The 26,172-nt window shown below is 63.3% G+C and carries 23 protein-coding genes and 1 pseudogene; 9 read left to right on the top strand and 15 right to left on the bottom strand.

Annotated elements, in window-relative coordinates; all coding sequences use genetic code 11:
* Positions 1 to 56: 56 nt before the first annotated feature.
* The 7 genes from C9427_RS10830 to C9427_RS10800 all read right to left on the bottom strand — a co-directional run bounded on the left by C9427_RS10830 (position 57) and on the right by C9427_RS10800 (position 8,931).
* On the bottom strand, positions 57 to 281 hold the full coding sequence (locus tag C9427_RS10830) for an aa3-type cytochrome c oxidase subunit IV (RefSeq protein WP_107649150.1): 225 nt from the start codon (positions 279 to 281) through the stop codon (positions 57 to 59).
* Between the two features lie 146 nt (positions 282 to 427).
* Positions 428 to 577 (bottom strand): DUF3096 domain-containing protein, encoded by a 150-nt coding sequence (locus C9427_RS10825; RefSeq protein WP_097574483.1) that lies wholly within the window; start codon positions 575 to 577, stop codon positions 428 to 430.
* Between the two features lie 128 nt (positions 578 to 705).
* Positions 706 to 1,485: an N-acyl amino acid synthase FeeM domain-containing protein gene (locus C9427_RS10820; protein ID WP_107649149.1), complete on the bottom strand. Its 780-nt coding sequence runs from the start codon at positions 1,483 to 1,485 to the stop codon at positions 706 to 708.
* A gap of 144 nt (positions 1,486 to 1,629) precedes the next feature.
* A complete protein-coding gene (locus tag C9427_RS10815) occupies positions 1,630 to 3,942 on the bottom strand; it encodes a putative bifunctional diguanylate cyclase/phosphodiesterase (RefSeq protein WP_107649148.1) in 2,313 nt (770 codons plus the stop codon).
* Between the two features lie 144 nt (positions 3,943 to 4,086).
* On the bottom strand, positions 4,087 to 7,566 hold the full coding sequence (locus C9427_RS10810; RefSeq protein ID WP_107649147.1) for an indolepyruvate ferredoxin oxidoreductase family protein: 3,480 nt from the start codon (positions 7,564 to 7,566) through the stop codon (positions 4,087 to 4,089).
* Between the two features lie 221 nt (positions 7,567 to 7,787).
* Positions 7,788 to 8,327 (bottom strand): hypothetical protein, encoded by a 540-nt coding sequence (locus C9427_RS10805; protein ID WP_107649146.1) that lies wholly within the window; start codon positions 8,325 to 8,327, stop codon positions 7,788 to 7,790.
* Positions 8,320 to 8,931, bottom strand: coding sequence for a CGNR zinc finger domain-containing protein (locus C9427_RS10800; protein ID WP_107649258.1), 612 nt, complete (start codon positions 8,929 to 8,931; stop codon positions 8,320 to 8,322). The genes C9427_RS10805 and C9427_RS10800 overlap by 8 nt, the downstream gene beginning before the upstream one ends.
* Before the next feature lie 154 nt (positions 8,932 to 9,085).
* Here C9427_RS10800 and C9427_RS10795 point away from each other — a divergent pair, with 154 nt between their 5' ends.
* The 4 genes from C9427_RS10795 to C9427_RS10780 all read left to right on the top strand — a co-directional run bounded on the left by C9427_RS10795 (position 9,086) and on the right by C9427_RS10780 (position 13,681).
* Complete coding sequence (locus C9427_RS10795) at positions 9,086 to 9,991, top strand: branched-chain amino acid ABC transporter permease (protein WP_107649145.1); 906 nt, start codon at positions 9,086 to 9,088, stop codon at positions 9,989 to 9,991.
* 255 nt (positions 9,992 to 10,246) lie between these two features.
* On the top strand, positions 10,247 to 10,852 hold the full coding sequence (locus C9427_RS10790) for a TRAP transporter small permease subunit (RefSeq protein WP_107649144.1): 606 nt from the start codon (positions 10,247 to 10,249) through the stop codon (positions 10,850 to 10,852).
* Positions 10,849 to 12,633, top strand: coding sequence for a TRAP transporter large permease (locus C9427_RS10785; RefSeq protein ID WP_167434309.1), 1,785 nt, complete (start codon positions 10,849 to 10,851; stop codon positions 12,631 to 12,633). The genes C9427_RS10790 and C9427_RS10785 overlap by 4 nt, the downstream gene beginning before the upstream one ends.
* A gap of 19 nt (positions 12,634 to 12,652) precedes the next feature.
* The gene (locus C9427_RS10780; RefSeq protein WP_167434316.1) at positions 12,653 to 13,681 is read left to right on the top strand and encodes a zinc-dependent alcohol dehydrogenase family protein; all 1,029 of its coding nucleotides are present in this window, start codon (positions 12,653 to 12,655) and stop codon (positions 13,679 to 13,681) included.
* A 156-nt stretch (positions 13,682 to 13,837) separates the two neighbouring features.
* Here C9427_RS10780 and C9427_RS10775 read toward each other — a convergent pair whose 3' ends face one another.
* Positions 13,838 to 14,947 (bottom strand): TRAP transporter substrate-binding protein, encoded by a 1,110-nt coding sequence (locus C9427_RS10775; RefSeq protein ID WP_107649143.1) that lies wholly within the window; start codon positions 14,945 to 14,947, stop codon positions 13,838 to 13,840.
* 358 nt (positions 14,948 to 15,305) lie between these two features.
* Between C9427_RS10775 and C9427_RS10770 the strand changes: the two genes are divergently transcribed.
* Complete coding sequence (locus C9427_RS10770) at positions 15,306 to 16,079, top strand: gamma-glutamyl-gamma-aminobutyrate hydrolase family protein (protein WP_107649142.1); 774 nt, start codon at positions 15,306 to 15,308, stop codon at positions 16,077 to 16,079.
* An 8-nt stretch (positions 16,080 to 16,087) separates the two neighbouring features.
* On the opposite strand, the pseudogene C9427_RS34760 reads toward C9427_RS10770, so the two are convergent.
* From C9427_RS34760 to C9427_RS10745, 5 genes and pseudogenes are all read right to left on the bottom strand, one after another.
* Positions 16,088 to 16,267 (bottom strand): annotated as a pseudogene (locus C9427_RS34760) (hypothetical protein); the annotation flags it as partial.
* A 31-nt stretch (positions 16,268 to 16,298) separates the two neighbouring features.
* Positions 16,299 to 17,282 carry a 2-hydroxyacid dehydrogenase gene (locus tag C9427_RS10760; protein WP_107649141.1) on the bottom strand — a complete coding sequence of 328 codons (984 nt, stop codon included), beginning with the start codon at positions 17,280 to 17,282 and terminating at the stop codon, positions 16,299 to 16,301.
* On the bottom strand, positions 17,279 to 18,301 hold the full coding sequence (locus C9427_RS10755; protein WP_097574511.1) for a LacI family DNA-binding transcriptional regulator: 1,023 nt from the start codon (positions 18,299 to 18,301) through the stop codon (positions 17,279 to 17,281). Before C9427_RS10755 ends, C9427_RS10760 begins: the two co-directional genes overlap by 4 nt.
* A gap of 66 nt (positions 18,302 to 18,367) precedes the next feature.
* Positions 18,368 to 19,252, bottom strand: a complete 885-nt coding sequence (locus tag C9427_RS10750) for a DMT family transporter (protein ID WP_107649140.1) — start codon at positions 19,250 to 19,252, stop codon at positions 18,368 to 18,370.
* A 236-nt stretch (positions 19,253 to 19,488) separates the two neighbouring features.
* Positions 19,489 to 19,896: a DUF2000 family protein gene (locus tag C9427_RS10745; RefSeq protein WP_107649139.1), complete on the bottom strand. Its 408-nt coding sequence runs from the start codon at positions 19,894 to 19,896 to the stop codon at positions 19,489 to 19,491.
* 29 nt (positions 19,897 to 19,925) lie between these two features.
* Here C9427_RS10745 and C9427_RS10740 point away from each other — a divergent pair, with 29 nt between their 5' ends.
* Positions 19,926 to 20,795 (top strand): AraC family transcriptional regulator, encoded by an 870-nt coding sequence (locus C9427_RS10740; RefSeq protein WP_107649255.1) that lies wholly within the window; start codon positions 19,926 to 19,928, stop codon positions 20,793 to 20,795.
* A gap of 39 nt (positions 20,796 to 20,834) precedes the next feature.
* Here the strand turns inward: C9427_RS10740 and C9427_RS10735 are convergent, their stop codons facing one another.
* The gene (locus C9427_RS10735; RefSeq protein ID WP_008872554.1) at positions 20,835 to 21,305 is read right to left on the bottom strand and encodes a MarR family winged helix-turn-helix transcriptional regulator; all 471 of its coding nucleotides are present in this window, start codon (positions 21,303 to 21,305) and stop codon (positions 20,835 to 20,837) included.
* Positions 21,306 to 21,865: 560 nt separating this feature from the next.
* Between C9427_RS10735 and C9427_RS10725 the strand changes: the two genes are divergently transcribed.
* A complete protein-coding gene (locus C9427_RS10725) occupies positions 21,866 to 22,933 on the top strand; it encodes a CobW family GTP-binding protein (protein ID WP_107649138.1) in 1,068 nt (355 codons plus the stop codon).
* Positions 22,934 to 23,182: 249 nt separating this feature from the next.
* Positions 23,183 to 24,157, top strand: coding sequence for a WD40 repeat domain-containing protein (locus tag C9427_RS10720; protein WP_107649137.1), 975 nt, complete (start codon positions 23,183 to 23,185; stop codon positions 24,155 to 24,157).
* Positions 24,158 to 24,168: 11 nt separating this feature from the next.
* On the opposite strand, the gene C9427_RS10715 is transcribed toward C9427_RS10720, so the two are convergent.
* Positions 24,169 to 24,621 carry a hypothetical protein gene (locus tag C9427_RS10715; RefSeq protein ID WP_107649136.1) on the bottom strand — a complete coding sequence of 151 codons (453 nt, stop codon included), beginning with the start codon at positions 24,619 to 24,621 and terminating at the stop codon, positions 24,169 to 24,171.
* 163 nt (positions 24,622 to 24,784) lie between these two features.
* Between C9427_RS10715 and C9427_RS10710 the strand changes: the two genes are divergently transcribed.
* On the top strand, positions 24,785 to 26,167 hold the full coding sequence (locus C9427_RS10710; RefSeq protein ID WP_107649135.1) for an aspartate aminotransferase family protein: 1,383 nt from the start codon (positions 24,785 to 24,787) through the stop codon (positions 26,165 to 26,167).
* Positions 26,168 to 26,172: the final 5 nt, after the last annotated feature.

The raw sequence follows: 26,172 nt of genomic DNA, 5'->3' as shown, positions 1-26,172 counted from the left end.
TTGCGCAAAGATGCCGGCCGGTTGCCGGCGGCGTCACGGCAAGGTTTTGGAAAAATCTACCGGAGAATGAAGGCGCCGACGGCAAGGATCAGAATGAACAGGATGGTCGCCGAGAAGAAGCCGCCCGCAAAGAAACCGAAGGCCATCGCCAGAAGCACGGCGGCGCAGAACAGCGACCCGTATTTGGCGAGCATGACAAAGCCGGCATAGGTGCGATCGTGCTCGGCATAGTCCATCTTCGCGCCCAGTTCGACAGGACCGGTCGGCGTGTGATCAGCCATAGGAATACCCCTTCGAAGACATCTTTCAGGCACATAGCGAAAAGCCGGGCCGAGGGCAATGGCGCTATTGCCGCATCGCCGGCGACAACAGCCTCAAAGGAAAGTTGAAGCCGTCAGGCAAAAGATGTCCGCGAAGGCCCGATGTCTCAACCGGCGAGATGCGGAAACAGGCCGAGCAGGCCGACGACGATCAGATAGAGGGCGACGATATAGTTCAACAGCCGCGGCATGATCAGGATCAGCACGCCGGCGATCAGGGAAATCAGCGGGGTCAACGCGAGCGTGGAGATTGTCATGTGAGATCCTTTCGATCGATTGGCGCGAAACGGGGCATTGACGTCATCCATCGCGCCATTGGCGCCAGCCAGAACGCTGAGGCAGCCGGAAGGCTCCACACCGACGCCGCAAAAAACCGTGAAGAACCTCAGGCGGCTTCGCGAAAATATTTGGCCGTGGGCAGGATGGTCAGCGGCGCGAGTTCTCCGAGATGAGGCGTGTCGAACAGCATGCGCTGCTCCATCGGCGTCGAGCGGAAGAACGGGAACCGGGAGAGCGAGCGCTCGCGGATGGCGTTGACGTCGGCGCGGTAGAGCACGACCTTGTTGAAGACGCCGGGATAGGCGCGGGCCTCGCTGATCTTCTCGGAATAGTAGATCCGCTTGTAGAAGCCGGCGTGATCCTCGCGGATGGTCGACAGGCAATAAGGCGCGTTGAAATGGAAACATGCCATGCCGGCAAGCCGCAGCGTCAGATAAGGTATTTGCGGATAGACGCGCGACCATTCGGGGTCGGAGGCGAAGCGGCTGGGGCAGATGGAGCTCTTCCCTTCGGCCAGCATCGGCAGGACGATATCGCCGAAGGCCTTGGTGGAAGGCGACTTGGGCGTTGCCACCGTGACGTGATGAATGCGCAGCGTGCTGACAAGCTCCTGGTCGATGTAGACGCCGAAGCGAAAAACATTCGGCACTTCGTCCAGCTCGTCGTGAATGGTGTGGTTCTCGTTGTCGGGCACCATATCGTTGGAGCGATATGATTTGTAGCGCAGGCGATAGATGTCCTCGAGGTCTTCGCCCTTGTCGCAGCGACGGTATTCCGTTCGCTCCAGCATTGCCGAAACATTCCTGGCGAAGCTGGACATGGTGTCGGACGCATCACTGCCGTCCGCGCCCGCCGCATGGCCGAGCGAAGTCAACTGGGCACTCATGAACTCAATCCCCGTACTGCCGCCGATATGACACTACGACAGGGTCAAAAGATGTAAAGGTGAAAATAAGTACGAAGCTGTTTACCGGTCATTAAGGTTAACAATCGGTAAAATTAGACTAAAATATGAGGTTTTTTGGGAAAATCAGCGACGCGTCGCCTTCCTGGCCGTCTTGATGTCCTTGGCGAAAGGCCAGACCGTGCTCGACATGGTCTCGATGCCGGACGCGCTGAGCGCCGAGCCGAACAGGAAGCCCTGCACCAGGTCCGGCTTGACCTGCAATGCCAGGACCTTGAGCTGTTCGAAGGTTTCGACGCCCTCGACGGTCACCGAAAGCCCCAGCGGCCGCGACAGGTTGACGATGCCCTTGAGCAGTTCGAGCGAACGGGCGTTTTGGGTGACGTCCATCAGGAAGGAACGGTCGATCTTGATCTTGTCGAGCGGCAGCTTGTGGAGATAGCTCAGGCTCGAATAGCCGGTGCCGAAATCGTCAAGCGCGATGCGCACGCCAAGCCGCTTCAGTTCCTCGATATATTGACGCGTCAGCGACTTGTCGTCGAGCAGCGCCGTCTCGGTGACTTCGATCTCCAGGCGCTCAGCAGCCAAACCGGAGCTCGCCAATGCATCGCGAACCTTCTGGATGACGTCGCGGCTGCGGAAATCCTTGGCCGAGAGATTGACCGAGACACTGGTCTGGACCGGCCATTTGGCGCATTCGATGCACGCCGCATTGAGCACGAAGGTGCTGATCTCCGAAATAATGCCCATTTCTTCCGCCAGCGGGATGAAGATGCTGGGCGAGATCGGCCCGAGATCGGGGTGGTCCCACCGGCACAGCGCCTCGCAACTGGCAATACGCATGGTGGTCATCGCCACGATCGGCTGGTAGACCACCCGCAATCCCTTGCTTTCCACCGCGCTGCGCAGGTCCGCCTTCATCAGCTGGCGATTGCGGAAGGCGGCATCCATCGACGCCTCGAACAGCCGCCAGCTGTTCTTGCCGAGCTCCTTGGCCTTGTAGAGCGCGAGATCGGCCTTGACGATCATGGCGTCGACATCGGTATCCTTCACCCGCGACAGCACGGCGCCACCGCTGGCCTGGATGCGCAGCCCGTGGCCGGCAACATCGACCTCGCCCTGCATGTCGAGGAAGATCTCGTCGAGCTTGCTTTTCAGATGACTTTCGTCCTCGACGCGGTCGAAGAAGACCATGAACTCGTCGCCGCCAAAGCGGCTGACGGTAATGCCGGGTCCCGCCACCGCTCCCAGCCGTTCCGCCACGGCATAGATCAGCCCGTCGCCGATCGGATGGCCAAGCGTGTCGTTGACGCTCTTGAAATCGTCGAGATCGAGCACGGCGAGCGCGCACAGACGATCATGGTCGCCGGACGCCATGGCCTCTCCGACCAGCTCGTGGAAATAGGCGCGATTGGGCAGGCCGGTGAGGTTGTCGTAACGCGCCATGAAGCGGATCTTGTCTTCCGCCTCGACGCGGGCCGTCACATCCTCGAAGGTGATGACGCCCAGTTCCTGGCTGCCTTCGCGAGCCGAAAACTCATAGTGCTGGCCGTTGGCCAGCGAGACAAGGACCTTGCGGTCGCGGCCCTCACGCAGGGCGCGCGTCAGCTGGGCTTCGATATAGCGGCAGTCCTTCGGCGCCAGCATGCCGCCGGCAACGCCGCGCATCAGGAGACCATGGATCGACCGTCCAAGCAGCGCATCGGGCGATTTGAGCGACATCAGATGCGCGGCTTCGGCATTGGCAACCGCCACCCGGCCGTCGGGACCGAGCATAACAAGACCGTGCGACATGGTGTTCAGCGCCCGGTTGAAACGCTGGGCGATGCGGTTCGCCTTCTTCTCCTCCGATACGGCCGCGAAAAGCACGTCGCGAACCGTGTTGGCGAATTTGCGGATCGCAAACAGGAATGGCGCGGACAGAAGGCCGAGAAGAACGTGATAGATATCGCCGCGCAGCAGGAACCCCAGCGAGATCGGCCAGGTCAGGGCCAGGGTCAGGATGGTCACCATGCGCGGCGAGCCGTAATTGCGGCCGGCAATGGAGGTCGCCGTCGCCAACGTCAGGCAGACGGAGGCGATCTCGGCGAAATTGTCGCGCGCAAAATAGATGCCGAGCAAGCAAAACGCGCCCAGCGTCAGCCCATGCAAGGAGCCGTACAGGATGTAGTCGTTTTCGCGCTTGTGCGCTTCCTCCCAGGTCTTCGGCGATGGCAGGCTGTTGTATTTGCGGAAGTTCCTCATCCGGAAAATGCCGACGAGGATCATCGCGATCGCAACAATCAGGTAGCGCGGATCGCCGTTCTTCCACCAGACGAGGCCGATCAGGAAGGTCTGCGCGAAAATGCCGATCGAAAGCGTCAACCCGTCGCGAAACAGAGTTTCCACGAACGGGATGTAGACGTCGACCGGGATCTCGTTTTTTCTTCTCAGATTCACGCCTGAATCCCAACCCTGGGGAGCCAAGCAGTGTCACATCCGCCTTAAGAAAGGTTTAGAATGGCCGTTTTGGCGGCCGCCGCCAAGCCCGTTGACCCTAGGGAAAGCGCGGAAACTGTCGATCAGGTAAACAAGCCGTATCGATCATTCGGCGGCCTGGAGTTCGGGCCGCAGCGGGGCTTTTGCCAGGCGTTCGAGAAGCCTCAGGCGCTCGCCCGCGGCCTTTTCAGCGCTGGCTTGCCTCACATGGCCATAGCCGCGAATGAGCGCCGGCACCGAGGCAAGCGCTGTCGCGGCCTCGATCCTGCCGGGTGCCAGTGCTGCGGCGATCACGTCCAGATCGGCCTCATACTGGGCCAGAAGCTGGCGCTCCATGCGCCTCTCGGCGCTGTAGCCGAAGAGATCAAGCGCAGTGCCGCGCAGGCCCTTCATCGCTGCCAGCACGCGAAAACCCTTCATCATCCAGGGACCGAAGCTCGATTTCCGCGGCTTGCCGTCATTGCCGCGCCTGCCCATGATCGGCGGCGCCAGATGGAATTCGAGCTTCTCATAGCTTTGGAACTGCTTTGACAGTTCCGCGGCGAAGGAACCGTCGCTGTAGAGCCGTGCCACCTCGTACTCGTCCTTGATCGCCATCAGCTTGAACAGGTTCCTCGCGGCGGCCGCGGTCACATCGGCGGAACCGGGTACCGCCCTCACCTCGGCCTGGCGCAACGCGGCCAGTCTGTCGGCATAACGCTTGCCATAGGCGGCGTTCTGATAGGCGGTGAGGAAAGCGACGCGGCGAGCAATGATGTCATCGAGCGTGCCGGCAATCGCGACCGTCTGTGCCGCATTGCCGGGCTGGGCAATCAGGCGGCGGACGAAATCCGGCTGATGGGCGGCACGACGGCCCCAGCGGAAGGCCGAGACGTTCATCGCCACCGCCTCGCCGTTGAGCTCGATCGCCTTTTCGACCGCCTCGGCCGACAGCGGCAGCCCGCCATGCTGGAAGGCGAAGCCGAGCATGAACATGTTGGCGCCAAGCGAACTTCCGAAAAGTGCCGCGGCGGTGCGGGTGGCGTCGAAGAAATGCGCCTTGTCATCGCCTGCGGCCGCGCGGATCGCCTTTTTCAGCCGCTCGACGGGCAGCGAGAAATCGGCCGAGCGGGTAAACTCGCCGGGCATGATCTCGGCGGTGTTGGCAAGGAAGATGGTGTGGCCCTCGCGCACCGCGGCGAGCACCTTCTGGGCGCCCGACACGACGAGATCGCAGCCGAGCACAAGGTCGGCCTTGCCCGCCGAGACGCGGATCGCGTGGATATCATCCGGGCTGCGGGCGATGCGGACATGGGTGAACACCGAGCCGCCCTTCTGGGCAAGGCCGGCCATGTCGATCATGCCGCAGCCCTTGTCCTCGAGATGGGCGGCCATGCCGAGCACCGCGCCGATGGTGACGACTCCGGTGCCGCCGACACCGTCGATGATCGCCGCCCAGCCTTGCTCGCCAAGCGGGAATTCGGCCGGTGCCGGCACGCCGTCGAGCGGATCGGCGGTACCGGCAATGCCTTCGGCCTTTCTGATCCTGGCACCGTGGACAGTGACGAAGGACGGGCAAAAGCCGTTGACGCAGGAGAAATCCTTGTTGCAACTCGACTGGTCGATCCTGCGCTTGCGGCCGAACTCGGTCTCGACCGGCTGGATCGAAACACAATTCGACTGCACGCCGCAATCGCCGCAGCCCTCGCAGACCAGCTCGTTGATGAAAACGCGCTTGTCGGGATCGGGAAACGTGCCGCGCTTGCGGCGGCGGCGCTTTTCGGCGGCGCAGGTCTGGTCGTAGAGCAGCACCGATATGCCCCTGACCGCACGCAAATCGCGCTGGACGAGGTCGAGATCGTCGCGGTGATGGATGGTGGCGCCGGCGGGGAATTCCGCCTTTCCGCCATATTTGTCCGGCTCGTCGGTGACGATGGCGATGCGCTCGACGCCTTCGGCCCGCACCTGCCTGGCGATCATGTCCACGGTCAGGCCGCCTTCGTGCGGCTGGCCGCCGGTCATGGCGACAGCGTCGTTGTAGAGGATCTTGTAGGTGATGTTGGCGTCTGTCGACAGCGCGAAACGGATCGCCAATGCGCCGGAGTGATTGTAGGTGCCGTCGCCGAGATTCTGAAAGATGTGGTCGCGCTTCGAGAACGGCGCCTGGCCGACCCATTGCGCCCCCTCGCCGCCCATGGCGGTGAAGCCGACGGTGTTGCGGTCCATCCACAGCGCCATGAAATGGCAACCGATGCCGGCGGCGGCGAGCGAACCGTCCGGCACCTTGGTCGAGGAATTGTGCGGGCAGCCGGAGCAGAAGAAGGGTGTGCGAGAGGCTATATCCTTGGTGTCGGCGAGCATGGCCTGGAACTGGCGCAGTTTCGCCACCCGCACGGCGATCTCCTCGGACGGACCGATGGTGCGCAGGATGCGTTCGCCGAGCGCAATGGCGATATCGTTGGGATCGAGCGCGCCCTTGGCCGGGAACAGCCAGTCGCCGCGCTCGTCCTTCTTGCCGACGATGACCGGCCGCGCGGCGGCGCCATAGAGGTTCTCGCGCAATTGCACTTCGATCAGCGAGCGCTTCTCCTCGACGACGACGATGGTGTCGAGGCCGCGGGCAAAATCGGCGATGTGCTGCAGGTCGAGCGGCCATGGGCAGCCGACCTTGAACAGCCTGATGCCGATGCGGTTGGCCGCGGCTTCGTCGACGCCGATGTCTTCCAGTGCCTGGCGAACGTCGAGATAGCTCTTGCCGATGGTGACGATGCCAAGCTTCGGGCTGCGGCCGCCCGAATAGACGATCCGGTTCAGCCCGTTGGCATGGATGAACGCCGAAGCGGCGGCGCGCTTGTATTCGTGCAGCCGCTCCTCCTGGCCGAGCATGTCGATCTCGTTGCGGATGTTGAGGCCGCCTGGCGGCATGTCGAAATCCGGGACGACGATATTCAGCCGCTCGAGCGAGGCATCGACCGAGGCCGTCGATTCGATGTTGTCCTTGACGCATTTGATCGCCGCCCAGGTGCCGGCAAAACGCGACATGGCAAAGCCGTAGAGCCCATAGTCGATGATCTCCTGGACGCCGGCCGGATTGAGGATCGGCACCATCGTGTCGACGAACAGGAATTCGGTGGCGTGCGCATTGGTCGAGGATTCGGCCATGTGGTCGTCGCCCATCAGGGCAAGCACGCCGCCGTGCTTCGACGAACCGGCAAGGTTGGCATGGCGGAACACGTCGCCGGAACGGTCGACGCCCGGTCCCTTGCCGTACCAGACCGAAAAGACCCCGTCATGCGTGCCCTCGCCCAGCAATTCGGCCTGCTGCGAGCCCCAGCAGGCGGTGGCGGCGAGTTCCTCGTTGAGGCCGGGTTGGAAGACGATGTCGGACTGCGCCAGCTGCTTTTTGGCCCGCCACAGCTGCATGTCGAGGCCGCCGAGCGGCGAGCCGCGATAGCCGGAAACGAAACCGGCGGTGTTCAGGCCAGCCTGTCGGTCACGCTCACGCTGCATCAGAAGCATGCGGATGACCGCCTGCGCACCGGAAAGGAAGATGCGCTCCTTTCCGAGGTCGAACTTGTCGTCGAGCGCAACTTCAAGCAGTGTCATCAGGCACTTCCTCTGCGGAGGCCACACTTGCAAGCGCAGCCAACGTCGGAGCTGGATGGTGCAGTGTTTCTTCCCTTGCCGGGCAGGTCAAACAAAATCGAAGCTGCCAGGCAATGCGCAACGAACAATCCTGTCCGCGCCCAATGCTATAAGAAAGCGCATACGGTTTGCCCAGCCGGCGCACGAAAATTCCGGCTTTGGCCTGAACCGGCGAAGCTGCGTCAGATACCCTTCGAGCAATCCGGCTTCGGTTCGCCCGGCAATTTGCCATCGGGATGGCCGGCAAGGTCGGGATTGGCCGTATAGAGCTGGTCGATGACCAGCGGCCGGTCGGGCAGGATCGACTGGTCCTCCGTCGACATCAATGTGGTATCGATTTTCTGCAAAACCGCGCCATCGGAGCCCTTGATGCTGATGGCAATCGCATAGGGCTTGTTCTTGACGACACAGGTCAGCGCCGGGCTTTCCAGGGTCACCTTGTCGAGCTTGGGCCAGACCTTCTGCTCGACCACCAATGGCGCGCCGCCGGCGGGATCCTGGAAGCTGGCGACCGCGACCTGGCCGTCGCCCATCGGCTGCAAGGGCCGCAGTGTCACGACATAGGTCGCCCTGGCGAGACGGTAGTTGAAGACGAACAGCTTGCCGGAAATCTCGAACAGCCTGCCTTCACCGTCCTTGCCGGTGTCGCGGCAAGCCCCGAGCCCAACAGCCGCAATCAGCGTGGCCGCCAGCAGGATCGAGCGCGAACGATTTCTAGACATTGTCGACCTCATTGGCCGCCGTCCGGCGGCGGCGATAGTGCCGGCTTGCCTTCTGACGGTTGCCGCACACCGCCATGTCGCACCAAAGACGGCTGGAATTGCGGCTTCTGTCGACAAACAGCCAGGTGCAATTGGGGCAGATCCTCAGCCTTGCGATGGTGTCGTCGCGCAGCAGCGACAGCGCCGAAACCGCCAGCGCCGCTTCGAAGGCGATCGGCGTCGCCGGATCGCCGAACGGCTTTCCCACCGCACCGATTTCGGTGCGGCTGGCGGCCAGGCCATCGGCGCAGGCACCAAGGAAGGCAGGCAGATCGGCGGTGGCGACCGCGCCCTTCGACACCGCACCGCGAAACAGCCGGTCGGTAGCCTCGCGGATCGACAGCACGACCGGCGCGATTTCAACCGGCGACGGCGTCGCCAACCGCCTGCCGCCAAGCTCGGCGGCGCGAAAGCCGCTTGCCGCGTCGGCGAAACGGGCGATCTCGCCAGGATCCTTGAACCGGTCGAAGGTTTTCCGGGGATCGCCACGCAGCACGACGGTGTTCGCCGTGTCGAGCGCCAGAAGGCCGCCGGTGAATCGGTGCGGGGTCCAGGAAACCGTCATGAGCATATTTCTAACCGATGAATCGCATTTGACAAGTTAGATTCAACGATGCAAACCTTCATTGGGCGCGGATCGCCGCAGCCCATCTGTTATCGAGCATGTCGTTGCCCCAAAACCGCTTGGCACTTTTGGGCGACATGCTCTGGGATGGCGCATGCTGTATTTCTTCCAGCAGGTCCTGAACGGGCTGCATTCGGGCGCGCTCTATGCGCTGCTTGCCTTCGGCTATGTCTTGACCAACGGCATCCTGCACCGCACGAATCTCGCCTATGGCGCGCTGTTCGCCTTTTGCGGGCAGACGATGATCCTGACCGCGGCCTTCGGCTACCAAGCGCTGTGGCTGACCCTGTTCGCGGCGGTCGCCCTCGGCATCGTCGCGGCCTTCCTCTATGCGGCGCTGATCAGCCATATCTTGTCGCGCAGCGTCTTCGAGCCGCTGGCCGACCGCACGCCCAACGCAATCGTAGTGACGACACTGGGCATATTGCTGCTCCTGTCGGAGGCAAGCCGTATCGCCGCCGATACGCATGATCTGTGGCTGCCGCCGATGCTGGCCCAGCCGATCGTCTTTGCGCAGAATGCCAGCTTCAAGGCGACGCTGACGCTCATCCAGTTGCTCGACTGCGCTGTGGTCGTGGCAGCGATCGCGCTCGCCACCTTTGCCTTCGCGCGCTCGAGCTTCGGCCGGCGCTGGCGGGCCGTGTCCGACGATCCCAGGACCGCGGCCATGTGCGGCGTCGACGTGCGCGCGGTGTTCCGGCATGCGGTGCTCGCCGGCGGCTTTTGCGCGGCGCTGGCCGGCATAATGGCCGGCCTCTACTACGGCAATATCAGCTTCGGCTCCGGCCTGGTCTACGGCCTCAAGATCCTGTTCGTGACGGCGGTGGGAGGCTATCTCTCGCCGCCACGGGCGGCACTCGGCGCCGCCGCCTTCGGCATGGCCGAATCACTGTGGGCCGGCTATTTCCCGGTCGAGTGGCGCGACGCCTGGATGTATCTGTTCCTCGTCGCCATGCTGGTGCTGATCGGCGCCGGCCGCGACCAGAGCAAGATTGCCTGAACGGCATAGACTTTGGATGCATGACGTTCCGTCAGCCGGCCGTTTTTGCCCATTCCACCTCACCATCCCACCTCACAAGATTGTTTACCCGGCCCGCACCGTGTTGACCCGCCGGGCCACGCACGGCATACCGTTGGGCCACAGCGGCGCGCCCGAAAAGAAGAAGGAATCGGCGTGTGCTGATACTTTGAGTGACGCATCGTGCTTTCCGAAAATCGACACCGATTTCGGACCGATGCGAAAAGGGAGGAATGCATGGCAGGGCTTCTCGCTCTATCCAGAACCATTGACCGTGTGAACGAGTTCATCGGCAAATGGGTGTCGTGGCTGATCCTGATTTCGATACTGGTCAGTGCCGCCAACGCCATCATCCGCAAGGTGTTCGATATATCTTCGAACGCCTGGCTGGAATTGCAGTGGTATTTGTTCGGCGCCGCCTTCATGCTCGCCGCCGCCTACACGCTGAAGCAGAACGACCATATCCGTATCGACATCGTCTACGGCATGTTTTCGCGCCGCGTGCAGCACTGGATCGACCTTCTCGGTCACCTCTTCTTCCTGATGCCGTTCGTGACGTTGATGGTGATCTATTTCGTCCCCTATGTGTCGCTGTCGTTCCGCAGCGGCGAAATGTCGAATAATTCCGGCGGGCTGATCATCTGGCCGGCCAAGGCCATCCTGCTGGCCGGCTTCTTCCTGCTGGCGCTCCAGGGCATCTCCGAGATCATCAAGAAGATCGCCATCATGCGCGGCGACATGGACGATCCCAACCCGTTCATATCGGTGCATGAACAGGCCGAACTCGAAGCCAAGGCGCTCGCTGACGAAGCGAAGTCGCTCGCCGGAGAGGTGCGCCCATGATCGAGTTCATTGCCCAGAACATGGCGCCGATCATGTTCGCCTCGCTGGTCATCTTCCTGCTGATCGGCTATCCCGTCGCCTTCTCGCTCGCCGCCAACGGCCTGCTGTTCTTCTTCATTGGCGTGCTGCTGACGCCCTATTCGGGCGGAGCGATCAATCTCGCCTGGCCCCTGCTCTATGCGCTGCCGGACAATTTCTACGGCAGCCGGGTGATGTCGAACGACACGCTGCTGGCGATTCCGTTCTTCACTTTCATGGGCATCGTGCTCGAACGCTCCGGCATGGCCGAGGACCTGCTCGACACGATCGGCCAGTTGTTCGGGCCGATCCGCGGCGGTCTTGCCTATGCCGTGATCTTTGTCGGCGCGCTGCTTGCCGCAACCACAGGCGTGGTGGCGGCTTCGGTCATCGCCATGGGGCTGATCTCGCTGCCAATCATGCTGCGCTATGGCTATGACCGGCGGCTGGCATCCGGCGTCATCGCCGCATCGGGCACGCTCGCCCAGATCATCCCGCCATCGCTGGTGCTGATCGTTCTCGCCGACCAGCTCGGCCGCTCGGTCGGCGACATGTATGCCGGAGCGCTGATCCCCGGGCTGGTTCTGACCGGCCTTTACACCTCGTACATCCTGATCATGTCGATCGTCCGGCCGAAGTCGATGCCGGCCCTGCCACTGGAAGCACGCACGCTCGGCCACGGTGTGCTGTCCTTGCTGGCGGCGGTGCTGGCTTCGCTCGTGGTTTCATACGCCGCCTACCGCTACCTGGTGCCGGCGCACGGCGACAATGCCGACATCCTCGGAGCCACCATCGGCGTTATCTTCATCTATATCGTGGCGATCGCCGACCAGCGGCTGAATATCAACATGATGTCGCGACTGGCGCAGCAAGTGGTGATCGTGCTGATCCCACCGCTAGCGCTGATCTTCCTGGTGCTCGGCACCATCTTCCTCGGCATCGCCACCCCGACCGAGGGCGGCGCCATGGGCGCTGTCGGCGCACTGGCCATGGCGGCGATGAAAGGCCGGTTGTCACTCGATGTGATCAAGCAGGCGCTGGCCTCGACGACACGGCTGTCATCCTTCGTGCTGTTCATCCTGATCGGCGCACGGGTGTTTTCGCTCACCTTCTACGGCGTCAATGGACAGGTCTGGGTCGAGCACCTTCTAACCTCGCTGCCTGGCGGCGAAGTGGGTTTCCTGATCGGCGTCAACATCCTTGTGTTCCTGCTCGCCTTCTTCCTCGATTTCTTCGAACTCGCCTTCATCATCGTGCCGCTGCTGGCGCCCGCAGCCGACAAGCTCGGCATCGACCTGATCTGGTTCGGCGTGCTGCTCGGCGTCAACATGCAGACCTCCTTCATGCATCCGCCCTTCGGCTTCGCGCTATTCTATCTGCGCTCGGTCGCAGCGCGCGTGCCCTATCTCGATCGGCTCACCGGCAAGCAGATCGCGCCGGTAACCACGGGCCAGATCTATTGGGGCGCGGTGCCCTTCGTCTGCATCCAGGTCATCATGATCGGGCTGACCATAGCCTTTCCGCAAATGGTGATGCGCTACAAGGGCACGCCGGTCGACCCCGGCACCATCGATTACCAGGTGCCGGAAACGCCTGGCACCGGCCTGTCGCCGCTCGGCACACCGCCGCCAGCCAATGGCGGCACCGCCCCGGCCGCGCCGGCTGCACCGGACTTGTCGCAGCCGCCGAATTTCGGCGACGCACCACCTGCCAAACCGGCGGCCCCGGCCACCGATCTGTCGCAGCCGCCAAGCTTCAATTGAGGTGGGCCAGATGAGCATCATGAAGGCGGTGCGCCTGGAGGCGGTGGGCGACATCGTCCTGCGCGAGGTCACCGCGCCCGTCCCTGGGCCAGATGACCTCCTGGTGCGGATTGAGGCCTGCGGCGTCTGCGGCACCGACCGGCATCTGTTCCACGGCGAGTTCCCCTGCACACCGCCGGTGACGCCGGGACATGAGTTTTCGGGCATCGTCGAGGCGATGGGCGGTGCTGTATCGGGATACTCCGTCGGCGACCGGGTGACCGGCGATCCCAACATCGCTTGCGGGCGCTGCCCGCATTGTCGGGCCGGCCGGGTCAATCTGTGCAGCAATCTCAGCGCCATCGGTATCCATCGTGACGGCGGCTTCGCCGACTATGTCCTGCTGCCGCAGAAACAGGCCTTCCTGCTGCCTGGTGACCTCAAACCCACGCATGGCGCGTTCTGCGAACCGCTTGGCTGCTGCCTACATGGCGTGGACCTGGCCGAAATCAGGCCCGGCGCCTCGGTTGTCGTGCTGGGCGGCGGCGTGATCGGCCTGCTTACCGTGCAACTGGCGAAGCTCGCCGGGGCAAGGACCATCATCCTGTCGACACGCCAGGCCTCGCGGCGCGCGCTTGCCGAGGAATTGGGAGCGACGGCGACGGTCGATCCGGGCGCGGGCGATGTCATCGAAGCGATCGCCGGTCCGTCGGGCCTGGTGCCCGGCGGCGTCGATGTGGTGTTCGAATGCGCCGGCGTGCGCGACACTGTCGAACAGTCCATGCGGCTGGCCAGGGCCGGCGGTACGGTCATCATCGTCGGCGTGACACCGCAAGGCATGAAAGCGGCGTTCGAGCCCTTCGACCTCTTGTTCCGGGAGTTGAAGGTGCTGGGCTCCTTCCTCAATCCCTACACCCATGGCCGCGCGGCTGAGCTCATCGCCACGGGCGCGATCGAGATCGACAGGTTGATCTCGAGGCAGGTGCCGCTTGAGGAGGCCGCGGCCGTGATCGCAAACCCACCCGCGCCCGGAGAGGTCAAGGTGCTGATGGTGCCGCAGCGACGTTGAGCCGCTTTCACCGATCAGTTCCGGCGCTGGCGGCGCAAAAACTTCGACGATGGACGTCTGCGGCATAAGTTGGAAACTGTGCCGCAGACGCCGGACAAGGAAAGACCCCGGGCGAGCTCGCCCGGGGTCTCTTTGAATGAAGAGCAATCGAAACGCCTAAAGCTTGCCGTTGCGCTGCTGGACCATCATGAAGGTGTCGTAATTGTATTCGGCCACCTGCGCCCAGAGATAGTGCTCCTTGCGGAAGGCCTTGATGGAGTCCCAGATCTTCTTGAACGGCGCATTCGTGGCCTCCATCTCGGCATAGACCTCGTTCGCCTTTTCGAAGCAGGCCGCCATGATGTCCTGGCTGAACGGACGCAGTTTGGCGCCGCCGGACACCAACCGCTTCACCGCCGCCGGATTGAGATAGTCATATTTCTGCAGCATGTTGGCGTCGGCCGCCTGCGCGGCGGTGTGCACCAGCGACTTGTAGGCCGGCGAAAGCTCTTCGTATTTCGCCTTGTTGAACATCAGATGGACCGTCGGTCCGCCTTCCCACCAGCCGGGATAGTAATAGTAGGGCGCGACCTTGTAGAAGCCGAGCTTCTCGTCGTCATAGGGGCCGACCCACTCGGCGGCGTCGATTGTGCCTTTTTCCAGCGCGGGGTAGATGTCGCCGCCGGCGATCTGCTGCGGCACGACGCCGAGCCTCTGCACCACTTTGCCGGCAAAGCCGCCGATGCGCATCTTGAGGCCCGAAAGATCGGCGACGGTATTGATCTCCTTGCGGAACCAGCCGCCCATCTGCACGCCGGTGTTGCCGCCCGGCAGGCCGAAAAGCCCTTGCGTGGCCAGGAACTCGTTGAACAGGTCGATGCCGCCGCCATGATAATGCCAGGCATTGATGCCACGAGCATTGAGCGAGAACGGCACGGCGGCGCCCAGCGCCCATGTCGGGTCCTTGCCCCAGTAATAATATGCCACCGTATGGCAGGCTTCTACAGTACCGGCAGTGGTGGCATCCGCGACTTGCAGGCCGGGCACGAGTTCACCCGCGGCGAAGACCTGAACCTGGAAGTTGCCGTCGGTCGCTTCCGACAGCATCTTGGAAAACACCTCGGCGCCGCCATAGATCGTATCGAGCGATTTCGGGAAGGACGACGCAAGCCGCCACGTCACCTTCGGATTGGACTGGGCGATTGCCGGCGCGGCAAGCGCTGCGGTAGCGGCCGCGGCGCCCACGCCGGTTAAGCCGGCCTTGCGGATGAACGATCGACGATCCATGCACTTCCTCCCTTTTGGATCAACAGACCGGCGTTGGGGAAATCCTCTTTGCCCCGACCGGCTTGGCGCAAACAATACACGGGCGCGAAGTCGAGTCCAGCACGGCAGCCGAACCGAGCGCTGCTCCTGCAACTATAGTCTAACGCACCGCATCGGCCCGAAAATCGGAATCGATTTTCGGAAAGCACGATGCGTAGCTTCAAAAGCGTTAGAGCGTACTTGTGCGTCCAATTGGACGCACGTCGCTCTAATGCCGTGGCCCATGCGACACGCCAAAACTTGCCATGGCAAAGCGCCTTCGGATCGCCTATTTTAGAGGCAGAATATGTCCTTGCACTGAATGGAACCCGGATCAAAAATGCAGCAGCCGCTCGTCGCCGTATCGACCGACGTCCGCCAGTTCGACAACTACACTTGGCATGCCGCCCCGCAGCAATATCTGGAAGCGGCGCTTTCGGGCGCCGGCGTGTTCCCTGTGCTGGTGCCGTCCTTCGGCGACCGGCTCGACTTCGACGAGCTGCTGTCCTCGGTCGACGGCGTCATGGTCACCGGCTCGAAATCCAATGTGCACCCCTCGCTTTATGGCGGCGACGCCAGCGAAGCCAACGGTCCCTACGATCCGGCCCGCGACGCCACCACGCTGCCGCTGATCCGCAGGGCGATCGAGCGCGGCGTGCCATTGCTTGCCATCTGCCGCGGCATCCAGGAGATGAACGTGGCGCTGGGCGGCTCGCTGGCCACCGAGATCCACGAGCGCGAAGGCTCACTCGACCACCGCGCAGCAGTGAGCGACAACCAGGATGAGCGCTTCGCCATCAACCAGACCATATCAATCAAGCCCGGAAGTTGCCTCGCCGGCGTGTTCGGCGCCGGGGACATCAAGGTCAATTCATTGCACCGCCAGGCAATCGACCGGCTCGGCCCGAAGCTGGAGGTCGAGGCGGTCGCGGCCGACGGCACCGTCGAGGCGGTTTCGGTTCGCGATGCCCGTGCGTTCGCCGTCGGCGTCCAGTGGCACCCCGAATACTGGGTCAAGTCGGACAGCGCCTCGGCCAAGATATTCCGCGCCTTCGGCGACGCGGCGCGCCTGCACGCGACGGCGAGAGCCGGTGCAAGGGCGGCGGCTGAGTAAGCCAGAAATCAGGGAGCGGTGGCGGCCAGCGACAGTAGCGGCAAGGCCGGCTCGTAGGATTCGTAGCCATCGCCGTCGGCGACCGAGAAAGTGACGATCGGGTCGATGCCATCGGTGCTGAAGATGACTGTGCCGTCATCCTGCTCTCGCCAGAATTTCGCACGCTCGATGCCGGGTAAAATTCGGCGGCCAGCGTTAACAGGTGTGGCAGGCCCCTGCTCAGCGCCGCGCCTTGACCTTTTCAGTCTCCGGCACGGGGGTGAGCGCCCGTCCTTGCGAGAACCAGGACACCAGATTGTCGACGCACAGATCCGCCATGGCGCGGCGGGTGTGCTCGGAAGCCGAGCCGACATGCGGCAACAGCGACATGTTGGGCGCGTCGAGCAGCGGCTGAGGCACGTTCGGTTCGTCGGCGAAGACATCGAGCCCGGCGGCGGCGATGGTTTTGTTGGCGAGTGTCGCGGCAAGTGCTGCCTCGTCCACAGTGCTGCCACGGCCGATATTGATGAAAACGCCGTTCGGGCCGAGCGCTTGAAGGATTTCGGCATTGACCGCCTTTTCGGTCGAGGCGCCGCCTGGCGCCACCGAGATCAGCGTGTCGACCGCGCTGGCCAGGCCTTTCAGCGTCGGGTGATAGTCATAGGACAGGCCTTCAACCCGGCGCCGGTTGTGATAGGCGATCGGCAGCGCAAAAGCCTCCAGCCGCCGGGCAATGGCGAGGCCGATCCGGCCCATGCCGAAAATGCCAATCGCGCGGCCGCGCAAGGTCAGCCGGCTCAAGGGATAGTTGCCCTCGCGCACCCAACTGCCGTCGCGCAGCCAGGTTTCGGCGCGCGGCAATTCGCGGATGGTGTTTATCAGAAGCCCGATCGCCGTGTCGGCGACCTCCTCGGTCAACACGTCGGGCGTGTTGGTGACCATGATGCCGCGCTGCGCGGCATGGCGGGTGTCGACCGAATCATAGCCGACGCCGAAATTGGCGATGATCTCGAGGTTTGGCAGCGCGTCGATGAAGGCAGCATTGATGCCGCCGAACGAGGCGATGCCGCGCACCGTCCGGCGCATATCATCGGTGACCAGCGAGGGGTCGGCGCGTTCGATCTTGACCTGCCGCAACGTCCGGTCGATGCGGCCAGCGGCATGGTCGTTGAATTGGCCCGGCACCAGAATGGCGACGGGCAGCGATTGTTCGGTCTTTGTCATGCACGCTCCACCGGCTTGCCGGTCGACTGGCGCACATGCAGTTCCGGCTTGATCAGTTCCTGCGACGGCCGCACCGTCTGTCCGTTGAGCTTGTCGAGCAAGGCGCTGGCGGCGCGGCGGCCGACCTCGCGCTGGCCGTTCCAGACGGTGGTCAGCGCCGGGGTGGCGATCGCCGCTTCCTCGAGATCGTCGTAGCCGGTGACGGAGATGTCAATGCCGGGCACCAGCCCGGCGCGCGCAATGCCGTTCATCAGGCCGATGGCGACGAGGTCGTTCCAGCAGCAGGCGGCGGTCGGCTTGTCCTTCAATGCCAGGAACTGGCCTGCTGCCTCGAAGCCGGCCTGCTTGGTGCGCGGGCCGGCAATGCGCCAGGACGGCCTGACCTCCAGCCCGGCCGCCTCCATGGCGTTGACATAACCCTGGTAGCGATCGCGGCCGGTCGAGGTCTGGTCGGTGCCGCCGATCATGGCGATGCGCTTGTGGCCGAGCGAGATCAGATGGTTGGTGGCAAGCCCGGTGCCATAGGCGTCGTCGCCGCGAAACACCGGCACGTCGGCGCCCTCGACGGTGCGCGCGATCAGCACCGCCGGCAGGCCGTTTTCCTCGGCCATCAGAATGTCGGCGGCCGGCGTGCCGATGGCTGGCGACATGATGACGCCGTCGGCGCCGAGCTGCAAAAGCGTGTCGATGAAGGTGCGCTGCTTTTCGAGCTGGTCGTAATGGTTCGACAGGATGAAGGTTTGCCGGCTGCGGTCGAGCTCGCTTTCGATCGAGCGCAGGATCTCGGCGAAGAAGGGGTTCATGATGTCGTGGACGACGACGCCGACAATGCCCGAGCGCGAGGTGCGCAGGCTGGCGGCGCGGCGGTTGTAGATATAGCCGATGGCGCGGGCGTGCTCCTTGATGCGGTCGCGGGTGGCGCCGGCGACCAGCGGGCTGTCGCGCAGCGCCAGCGAAACCGTCGCCGTGGACACGCCCAGCGCATCCGCGATCGTCGAAAGCTTGATCTTCTGTGCCAGCCCTTCGCTCCCCGATCGTTTTTTAAACTGTTTAAAGGCGGCCTTATGCCATCGATCGGCAGCAAATCAAAGTTTTTTCGCCAGCGTTTCCGCCTCCGCGTCCAGTGCTGCGTGATTGCGCAGGCGAAGCCGGTGTTCGCGATGGACGATATAGAGGCCGCTGGCGACGATGACGGCGGCGCCAATGAGCGTCCAGCGGTCGGGAAACTGGTTGAAGACGAGCCAGCCGGAAATGATCATCCAGATCATCTGCGAATAGGGATAGGGGGCGAGCGCCGTGGTGGTCGCGAGCCGATAGGCCTGCACCAGGAGCCAGTGGCCGATGCCGCCGAAGACGCCGAGCATCAGCAGGATGAACCAATGCCAGCCGTCATGGGGCAGGGAAAATGAGAATGGCAGCAGGGGCAAAAGCACAACGGCCGGCGCCAGCGCCGAAAAAAGGATGAGGCTCTCCGCGGTTTCGGTCGCCGCCAGGCGACGCGTCATGATGACGTAGAAACAGTTCGACAGTATCGAGCAGATGGCGAAGACATGCCCGATGCCGAAGGCGCCAACGCCGGGACGGGTGATGATGAGAACCCCGACGAAGCCCGTCAGGATCGCCAGCCAGCGGCGCCAGCCCGCCCATTCGCCGAGCAGCGGACCGGCGAGTGCGGTGATCACCATCGGCCCGAAGAAATAGATCGACGTGGTTTCCGCGAGCTGCAGGGTCTGCAGCGCCAGAACGTTGAAAATCGTCGAGCCGAACAGGAACAGACCGCGCACGACCTGCGCCGGCAGGTTGGCGGGGCGGAAGCGCGCCGGCTCGCGCCATCCGCGCAAAAACGCGCCGACCAGCAGGACATGGACGGCAAAGCGAACCCAGGCGACGATCAGCGCCGAGACGCCGGCAAGGACAAGATATTTGCTGCTCGTGTCGAGGAAGGTGAAGAATACATAGACCGAAAGCATGCAGAGAATCGCCGCCGGAGGCGTCGCGCTTTCGTCTTGTTTTGGGGAAGGACTCAATTTCAGGCCGGGTACTGAGGTAGAGCCTCACCTTTGCGGCAATTGTGACCTGCCGGCAAGCCAATTGTCGCCTGATGCCGAGGCAAAGGGAACTGGCACAACAATAGCTGCCAACAGGCTTAGTTCATGTGCTGCAAGTCCTTGCTCCACCCCCCTCAGGTCAAGCCCAAGGGCACGTACTAAGCGTGCATGCGGGCGCCCTTGGTGATCTTGTCGACCAGCTTCTTGTCGGCGCGCAATGCGATGCCGACGACTTTGGCGTCGTCGGGCGTGAATTCGGCAAAGACGGCGCGGTTGGCGACATCGTGGCCTGTCGAGAACATCTCCTCGACATAGAGCGACGTCGTCACGGCGCGCTCCAGCGCCCGCCGGTGGATCGCGGCAAGCGTCGGCTGGTCGGCCGAAAGCACAATGACCGGCTGGATCGAGAGCGGGTTGTAGAGATTGCCGGTGCGGTCCCGGTAGGGCTCGCCGATGATCTCGGGAAATTGTGCGACGATGCCGCTGGTCAAGAAAGCAGTGACATTGAGCTTCTGCCAGACGGGAAGGTCATCCCTGAGCACGATTGCAAATTTCGTATCGAACATGAGACAGTCACCAGAACATGATTGAAGCGATGCCGCACGATCTAGGCCAGCAGGCCCGCCAGGGTCTTGAACGTTTGTGCGCCAACACGGCCGAAGATTGCATCGTCTCGGCGCCCGGCGCCGCCGGCATGGAGCGCATCGAGGCGCGGTTCCATGGCAGCGCTTTCGATCTCCACCGCCACGACACCTATGCGATCGGGGTGACGCTCTCCGGCGTGCAGCGCTTCCGCTATCGCGGCGCGATGCGGCACAGCCTGCCTGGCCAGGTCATCGTGCTCCATCCCGACGAATTGCACGATGGCGGCGCCGGCACCGAGGATGGTTTGCGCTACCGGATGCTCTATCTCGAGCCATCGCTGATGCTGGACTGCCTCGGCGGCGCGTCACTGCCTTTCGTCAGGGAGGCCGTGGTGAGCGACCACGCTTTCTGCACGACGCTGCTTTCGGCGCTGGCACCGCTGGACCGGGAACTGGATGAGCTGTTCGTCGCCGATTTCATGGCGCAGCTCGCGAAATGCCTTGCGCGGCACGCCGGCCAGCCGGCTAAGCCTATGGCAAAGACGGCCTGGCGCGCCGCCAGCCTGGCGCGCGACTATCTGGAGGAGAATGCCGGGCGCACTGTACGCTCGGAGGAGCTGGAGGCGATCACCGGGCTCGACCGCTACAGGCTGTCACGGCACTTCCGTGCCACCTTCTCGACCAGCCCGCACCGTTTCCTGCTCATGCGGCGCCTGCAACGGGCGCGTCGGATGATCGAGGCGAACGAGCCGCTGGCGGAGATCGCCATCGCCGCCGGTTTCAGCGACCAGAGCCATTTTATCAGGCATTTCAAGAAGGCGTTCGGCGTCACACCGGGACGTTGGTCGGCGCTGATCCGCCGATCGCCAATGGCGAGCTAATGCAGGTCGCCCAAAAGTGTGCAGACAGCAGGCCCTCGATCAGTCGTCGAGGTCGGTGTCGTCGTCGAGGAGCACCATCTCCTCGTTGGAAAGATTGGCCTCGATGCGGGCGAGCAATTTGAACAGCGCCTTCTGGTCCTTCTTGTCGAGGCCTTTCAGCGCCTGCTTTTCGGTCTTTTTCACCGATTTCTCGATGGCGTGAATGATTTCGCGGCCGGTATCGGTGAGGAAGATATGCGCCTGACGGGCATCGTTCACCGAGGCGCGCTTTTCCAGGAAGCCCTGCGCCTGCAGCCGGTTGATGGTCTTGGTGATGGTCGGCGGGCGCACGCCGAGGCGGCCGGCGAGATTGCCGGGCGTCTGGCCGTCCTCGCGATCGAGCGCCAGCATGATCTGGTCCTGCCCGGCATAGAAGCCGTGCGCCAGAAGCCGCGCGGCGAGTGCCGTTCGCGCCAGCCGCGCCGCCGAATGCAGCCGGCTCATTGTCGCAGTCTTGTCCGCTTTGGCCATGGTCATCCCTCTTCGGCCGAACCGGTGCAAGCAGCATAGAAGCTGCCGGCCGGTTGGCAATCGACGATCAAAAGAATCCGGCGCCGAGAAACAGCTTTGCCGGCAAGCATTGCGATGTCCGCCGTGGTGATGCCAGATGTTTATTTCAGTTAGATGACAAACGACTTCTTGGGCGGCAGGACCTTCCCTTGAGCATGGGCGGCTCCCAGATGGAGCTCAGCCGGCCTTCACCGTCGCGACCAGCGGGGCCTGACAGGCATCCGCCGCCTCGCGCAAAACGGCCTGCGACAAGGGTCCGGCCCGTCGCGCTACGCCGTCTCGCGCATTCGGTCGTTGTAGGGCGAGACGATCGCAAGGATCTGATCGCTCAAGCCGTCGGGAAAGAACATCTGGCCGGTCATCACCGATCGTTCGTCGGGAAGGCCTTGAAATGGATATGGATGGCGCGGCCGCGATACGATCCGTTTGGGCCGGCGATCCGTTTAGCTGTCGGTTTGCCGCGTGCAAAAGCCAGGCACACACCCTATATGGAACCGACAATCTCTTTTCGAGGCCCAAACATGAGCGATGCACAGACGACGCAGATACCCGTAACCGTTCTCACCGGCTATCTCGGCGCCGGCAAGACGACGCTGCTCAATCGCATCCTCTCGGAAAACCATGGCAAGCGCTATGCCGTCATCGTCAACGAGTTCGGCGAGATCGGCATCGACAATGAGCTGATCGTGGAATCCGACGAGGAAATCTACGAGATGAACAATGGTTGCGTCTGCTGCACAGTGCGCGGCGACCTGATCCGTGTCGTCGAAGGTCTGATGCGCCGGCCCGGCCGCTTCGATGCCATCGTGGTCGAAACGACGGGCCTCGCCGATCCCGTGCCGGTGGCGCAGACCTTCTTCATGGACGACGACGTGCGCTCCAAGACCAGGCTCGACGCAGTGGTGGCGCTGGTCGACGCCAAGCATTTGCCGCTGCGGCTGAAAGATTCCCGGGAAGCCGAGGACCAGATCGCCTTTGCCGATGTCGTCGTGCTCAACAAGACCGACCTGGTAACGCCGGAAGAGCTCGCCAAGGTCGAGGCGACGATCCGCGCCATCAACCCGGCGGCCAGAATCCACCGCACGACGCGCGCCGGCGTGGCGCTGTCGGAGGTTCTCGATCGTGGCGCCTTCGATCTTGCCCGGGCGCTGGAGAACGACCCGCATTTCCTCGAGGCGCATGATGAACACGATCATCATGATCACGACCATCACGATCACGATGGCCATGATCACCACCACCATGATCATGACGGGCACCACCATCACGCCCACGCTTCCGACATCCATGACGTGACGGTGCAGTCGGTGTCGCTGCGCGGCGGCGAGATGGACCCGAAGAAATTCTTCCCTTGGATCGAGAAGATCACCCAGATGGAAGGCCCGAACATCCTGCGGCTGAAGGGCATCATCGCGCTCAAGGGCGACGACGAGCGCTATGTCATCCAGGGCGTGCACATGATCATCGAGGGCGACCACCAGCGCGCCTGGAAGGATGGCGAGAAACATGAGAGCCGGCTGGTGTTCATCGGCCGCGAACTCGACGGCGAGCGGCTGAAGAAGAGTTTCGAGGCCTGCCAGGCGGCTTGATTTCCGAACCTTATAACGTTAGCGCTGCCCCTTCTTCCTTCTCCCCTTGTGGGAGAAGGTGGCCGAGCGAAGCTCGGTCGGATGAGGGGTGTTCCAGCTTGGCACCGGCGGCGATCCGTCCAACACCCCTCAACCGTCTTGGCGCTGCGCGCCAATCCACCTTCTCCCACAAGGGGAGAAGGTGGAGCGCACCTAGCCGCGCTGGCGTAGACGGCCGGCAAGGCAACAATCTCGAATGGACCAGTTCGCATGCCCACCGTCGCTCCGCTTGATCTCGAAGGCCACTGCATCGCCGCCGTCTTCCTCGGCGACGTGCCGCATTTCGCGCTGGCCGACGGCGCTATCCACCGGCTCGACCATGGCCACAAAACCGTGCCGGCCAATGACGGGCTGCTCGCCGCCTTCCATGATGGGGCCAACGACCGGCTGATCACCGGTGGCGAGGACGGCAAGGTGTTTGCCGTCAAAGCCGGCGGCGAGGTGGCGGAACTGGCGAGCGCCGGCAGGAAATGGATCACCAGCGTTGCCGCCGGGCCGCAAGGCGCCATAGCGTTCGCCTCGGGCAAAACTGCCTATGTGCGCTTCGCCGATGGCAAGACGAAGGAGTTTGCGCATCCGCGCTCGGTCGAGGGGTTGGCCTTTTCGCCCAAGGGCATGCGTTTCGGCGTTGCCCGCTACAATGGCGCGACGCTGCATTTTCCCGCGGCAGAGGGCAAACCAGTGGAACTCGAATGGGCCGGCGCCCATACCGGCATCACCTTCTCGCCGGACGGCGCCTTCCTCGTCACCACCATGCAGGAGAACGCGCTGCATGGCTGGAAGCTCGCCGACGGCAAGCACATGCGCATGAGCGGTTACCCCGGCAAGGTCAAAAGCCTGTCGTGGAGCGCCAAAGGCAAATGGCTGGCGAGCTCGGGCGCGCCGGCGGCGATCGTCTGGCCGTTTTCGAGCAAGGACGGACCGATGGGCAAGGCGCCGCTGGAGCTCGGCACGCGCGGCAACGCCATGGTGACATCAGTCGCTTGCCATCCAAGCCAGGATGTGGTCGCCATCGGCTATGACGACGGCATGGTGATGGCGGTGCGCTTTGCCGACGCCAAGGAAGTGCTGCTGCGCCGGCCAGGCAAGGGCGCCATCACCGCGATGATGTGGGACAAGCAAGAGCGTCGCGTCGTCTTCGGCAGCGCCGCCGGCGACTGCGGCGTCATCGATATCTCCGCCTAGTTCGAGAAAAGTCATTCGGCTCCACAGGATACCTTGCCTTTGAGTTCAACCGGCTTGCCATCCTTGTCCGCGTCCGCCGCGGCGTCATAGATAGCCAGCGTATATTGGCCGTCATAGACGCCCTCGTCGCTGGTCTTGGTCAGGATTGCCAGTTCGACATGATTGTAGGTGTCTGCGACCTGGTGCTCGCGGTAGATGTTCAGCCGCAATTCCTTGCCGTCGAGCCAGTATTGCGCCAGGTTTGAATCCTCAAAGACCGTCTTGCGCAGACTGTCGCCGGCCGGCCGCGCCTTGACTTCGAGATCGCCGCGAAAATTGAAGGTCGGCCCGCCCATGCCCCTTGTAACGCCGGCCTCGACCTGAAATTCCACGGCCGTATCGTCGGCGGAACACCAGATGCCGCCGCTCGCGAAGGCCGTGCCGACCGACGACAGCAGCACTGTTACGCAGATGATTCCCCGCATTTTCTACCCCCAAGCCACGAACCCTGTCCCATTGACGCCGGAAGACGATCCGGGGTCAAGCATCAGTTCTCTTCACCGTGGTCGCTGAACTATTGCAGGGCCGCGCGCCCAATTGCGGTACCGGATGCCAACTGGCTAGAATGACGCACGAAAGAGAACCCTCATGGATACGATCGATCATTCGAAGACCGCGGCCGGCGGCATCAGCGCCGCCCGCATCGCTGAGCTGCGCAAGGTAGAGGCTGCAGTCTTCCGCCAGGCGCGGCCGAAATCGGCAGCTAAGGTCGGCAACGGCCTGCCCGGCTTCTTCGGCGGGGTGCCGATGCACTGGATGAACGACTGGCCGACGCCGTTTCCAATCCTGGTCGAAAGCGCCAAAGGCGCCACGATCACCGATATCGACGGCAACCGGCTGGATGATTTCTGCCTTGGCGACACCGGCTCGATGTTCGGCCATTCGCCGGCGCCGGTCGCCCGCGCCATCCGCGCGCAGGCCGGACGTGGCCTGACCTATATGCTGCCGTCCGAAGATGCGCTTGCCATCGGCCCGCTGCTGCAACAGCGCTTCGGCCTGCCTTGCTGGCAGATCGCCACGACGGCGACCGACGCCAACCGCTTTGCGCTGCGCGTTGCCCGCGCCGTCACCGGCCGCGAGAAGATCCTGGTCTTCAACGGCTGCTATCACGGCTCCGTCGACGAGACCATGGTGCGCCTGGTCGACGGCAAGCCGGCCAACCGGCCCGGACTGGCCGGTGAATTTCGCGACCTGACAAGGGCGACCGAAATCATCGAGTTCAACGACCTGCCGGCGCTCGAGGCCGCGCTCCGGACCAGGGATATCGCCTGCGTCATCACCGAGCCGGTGCTGACCAATTCCTGCATGGTGCTGCCAGAACGCGGCTTCCACGATGCGCTGCGGCGGCTCACAAGTGCGGCTGGTACGCTGCTTCTGATCGACGAGACCCACACGATCTCGACCGGTCCCGGCGGCTACACCAAGGCGTACGGGCTGGAGCCGGACCTGTTTGTGCTGGGCAAGCCAATCGCCGGCGGCGTTCCGGCGAGCGTCTGGGGGATGAGCGAAGACGTCGCCACACGCTATGCCGATTATGTCAGGACCAAGGAGCCCGGCTATTCAGGCATGGGTACGACGCTGTCGGGCAATCCGCTACAATTCGCAGTGATGCGCGCCACGCTGGAAGAGGTGATGACCGACGCGGCCTACAGCCATATGGATCATTTGGCGCGGCGGCTCGACGCCGGACTGACCGCCGTCATCGATCGCTACCGCCTGCCCTGGCATGTCGGGCGTGTCGGCGCCCGTGTCGAGTTCATCTGCGCGCCCGGCCCGCTGAGAAATGGCGGCGAAGCGGAGGCGGCGCACGCGCCCGAGCTCGAAGCGGCGATCCATGTCGCGCTGGTCAATCGCGGCGTGCTGATTGCGCCCTTCCACAACATGATGCTGATCTCGCCGGCGACGAGTGCGGCCCAGGTGAACCGGCTGATCACCGCCTTCGCGGCAGTTGCGGCAAGGCTCACGGCGTGAGACAA

This window comes from Mesorhizobium helmanticense, assembly GCF_003034915.1.
In the GTDB taxonomy this organism is placed as follows: Bacteria; Pseudomonadota; Alphaproteobacteria; order Rhizobiales; family Rhizobiaceae; genus Mesorhizobium; species Mesorhizobium helmanticense.
The sequence above is the reverse complement of the archived record's forward strand: the minus strand, read 5'-3'. Positions and strand labels throughout refer to the sequence as shown.

Coding starts and splice junctions, on each gene's coding strand:
- C9427_RS10830 (WP_107649150.1), bottom strand. CDS start 281: ATGGCTGATCACACGCCGACCGGTCCTGTCGAACTGGGCGCGAAGATG.
- C9427_RS10825 (WP_097574483.1), bottom strand. CDS start 577: ATGACAATCTCCACGCTCGCGTTGACCCCGCTGATTTCCCTGATCGCC.
- C9427_RS10820 (WP_107649149.1), bottom strand. CDS start 1,485: ATGAGTGCCCAGTTGACTTCGCTCGGCCATGCGGCGGGCGCGGACGGC.
- C9427_RS10810 (WP_107649147.1), bottom strand. CDS start 7,566: ATGACACTGCTTGAAGTTGCGCTCGACGACAAGTTCGACCTCGGAAAG.
- C9427_RS10805 (WP_107649146.1), bottom strand. CDS start 8,327: ATGTCTAGAAATCGTTCGCGCTCGATCCTGCTGGCGGCCACGCTGATT.
- C9427_RS10800 (WP_107649258.1), bottom strand. CDS start 8,931: ATGACGGTTTCCTGGACCCCGCACCGATTCACCGGCGGCCTTCTGGCG.
- C9427_RS10795 (WP_107649145.1), top strand. CDS start 9,086: ATGCTGTATTTCTTCCAGCAGGTCCTGAACGGGCTGCATTCGGGCGCG.
- C9427_RS10790 (WP_107649144.1), top strand. CDS start 10,247: ATGGCAGGGCTTCTCGCTCTATCCAGAACCATTGACCGTGTGAACGAG.
- C9427_RS10785 (WP_167434309.1), top strand. CDS start 10,849: ATGATCGAGTTCATTGCCCAGAACATGGCGCCGATCATGTTCGCCTCG.
- C9427_RS10780 (WP_167434316.1), top strand. CDS start 12,653: ATGAAGGCGGTGCGCCTGGAGGCGGTGGGCGACATCGTCCTGCGCGAG.
- C9427_RS10775 (WP_107649143.1), bottom strand. CDS start 14,947: ATGGATCGTCGATCGTTCATCCGCAAGGCCGGCTTAACCGGCGTGGGC.
- C9427_RS10770 (WP_107649142.1), top strand. CDS start 15,306: ATGCAGCAGCCGCTCGTCGCCGTATCGACCGACGTCCGCCAGTTCGAC.
- C9427_RS10760 (WP_107649141.1), bottom strand. CDS start 17,282: ATGACAAAGACCGAACAATCGCTGCCCGTCGCCATTCTGGTGCCGGGC.
- C9427_RS10750 (WP_107649140.1), bottom strand. CDS start 19,252: ATGCTTTCGGTCTATGTATTCTTCACCTTCCTCGACACGAGCAGCAAA.
- C9427_RS10745 (WP_107649139.1), bottom strand. CDS start 19,896: ATGTTCGATACGAAATTTGCAATCGTGCTCAGGGATGACCTTCCCGTC.
- C9427_RS10740 (WP_107649255.1), top strand. CDS start 19,926: ATGCCGCACGATCTAGGCCAGCAGGCCCGCCAGGGTCTTGAACGTTTG.
- C9427_RS10735 (WP_008872554.1), bottom strand. CDS start 21,305: ATGGCCAAAGCGGACAAGACTGCGACAATGAGCCGGCTGCATTCGGCG.
- C9427_RS10725 (WP_107649138.1), top strand. CDS start 21,866: ATGAGCGATGCACAGACGACGCAGATACCCGTAACCGTTCTCACCGGC.
- C9427_RS10720 (WP_107649137.1), top strand. CDS start 23,183: ATGCCCACCGTCGCTCCGCTTGATCTCGAAGGCCACTGCATCGCCGCC.
- C9427_RS10715 (WP_107649136.1), bottom strand. CDS start 24,621: ATGCGGGGAATCATCTGCGTAACAGTGCTGCTGTCGTCGGTCGGCACG.
- C9427_RS10710 (WP_107649135.1), top strand. CDS start 24,785: ATGGATACGATCGATCATTCGAAGACCGCGGCCGGCGGCATCAGCGCC.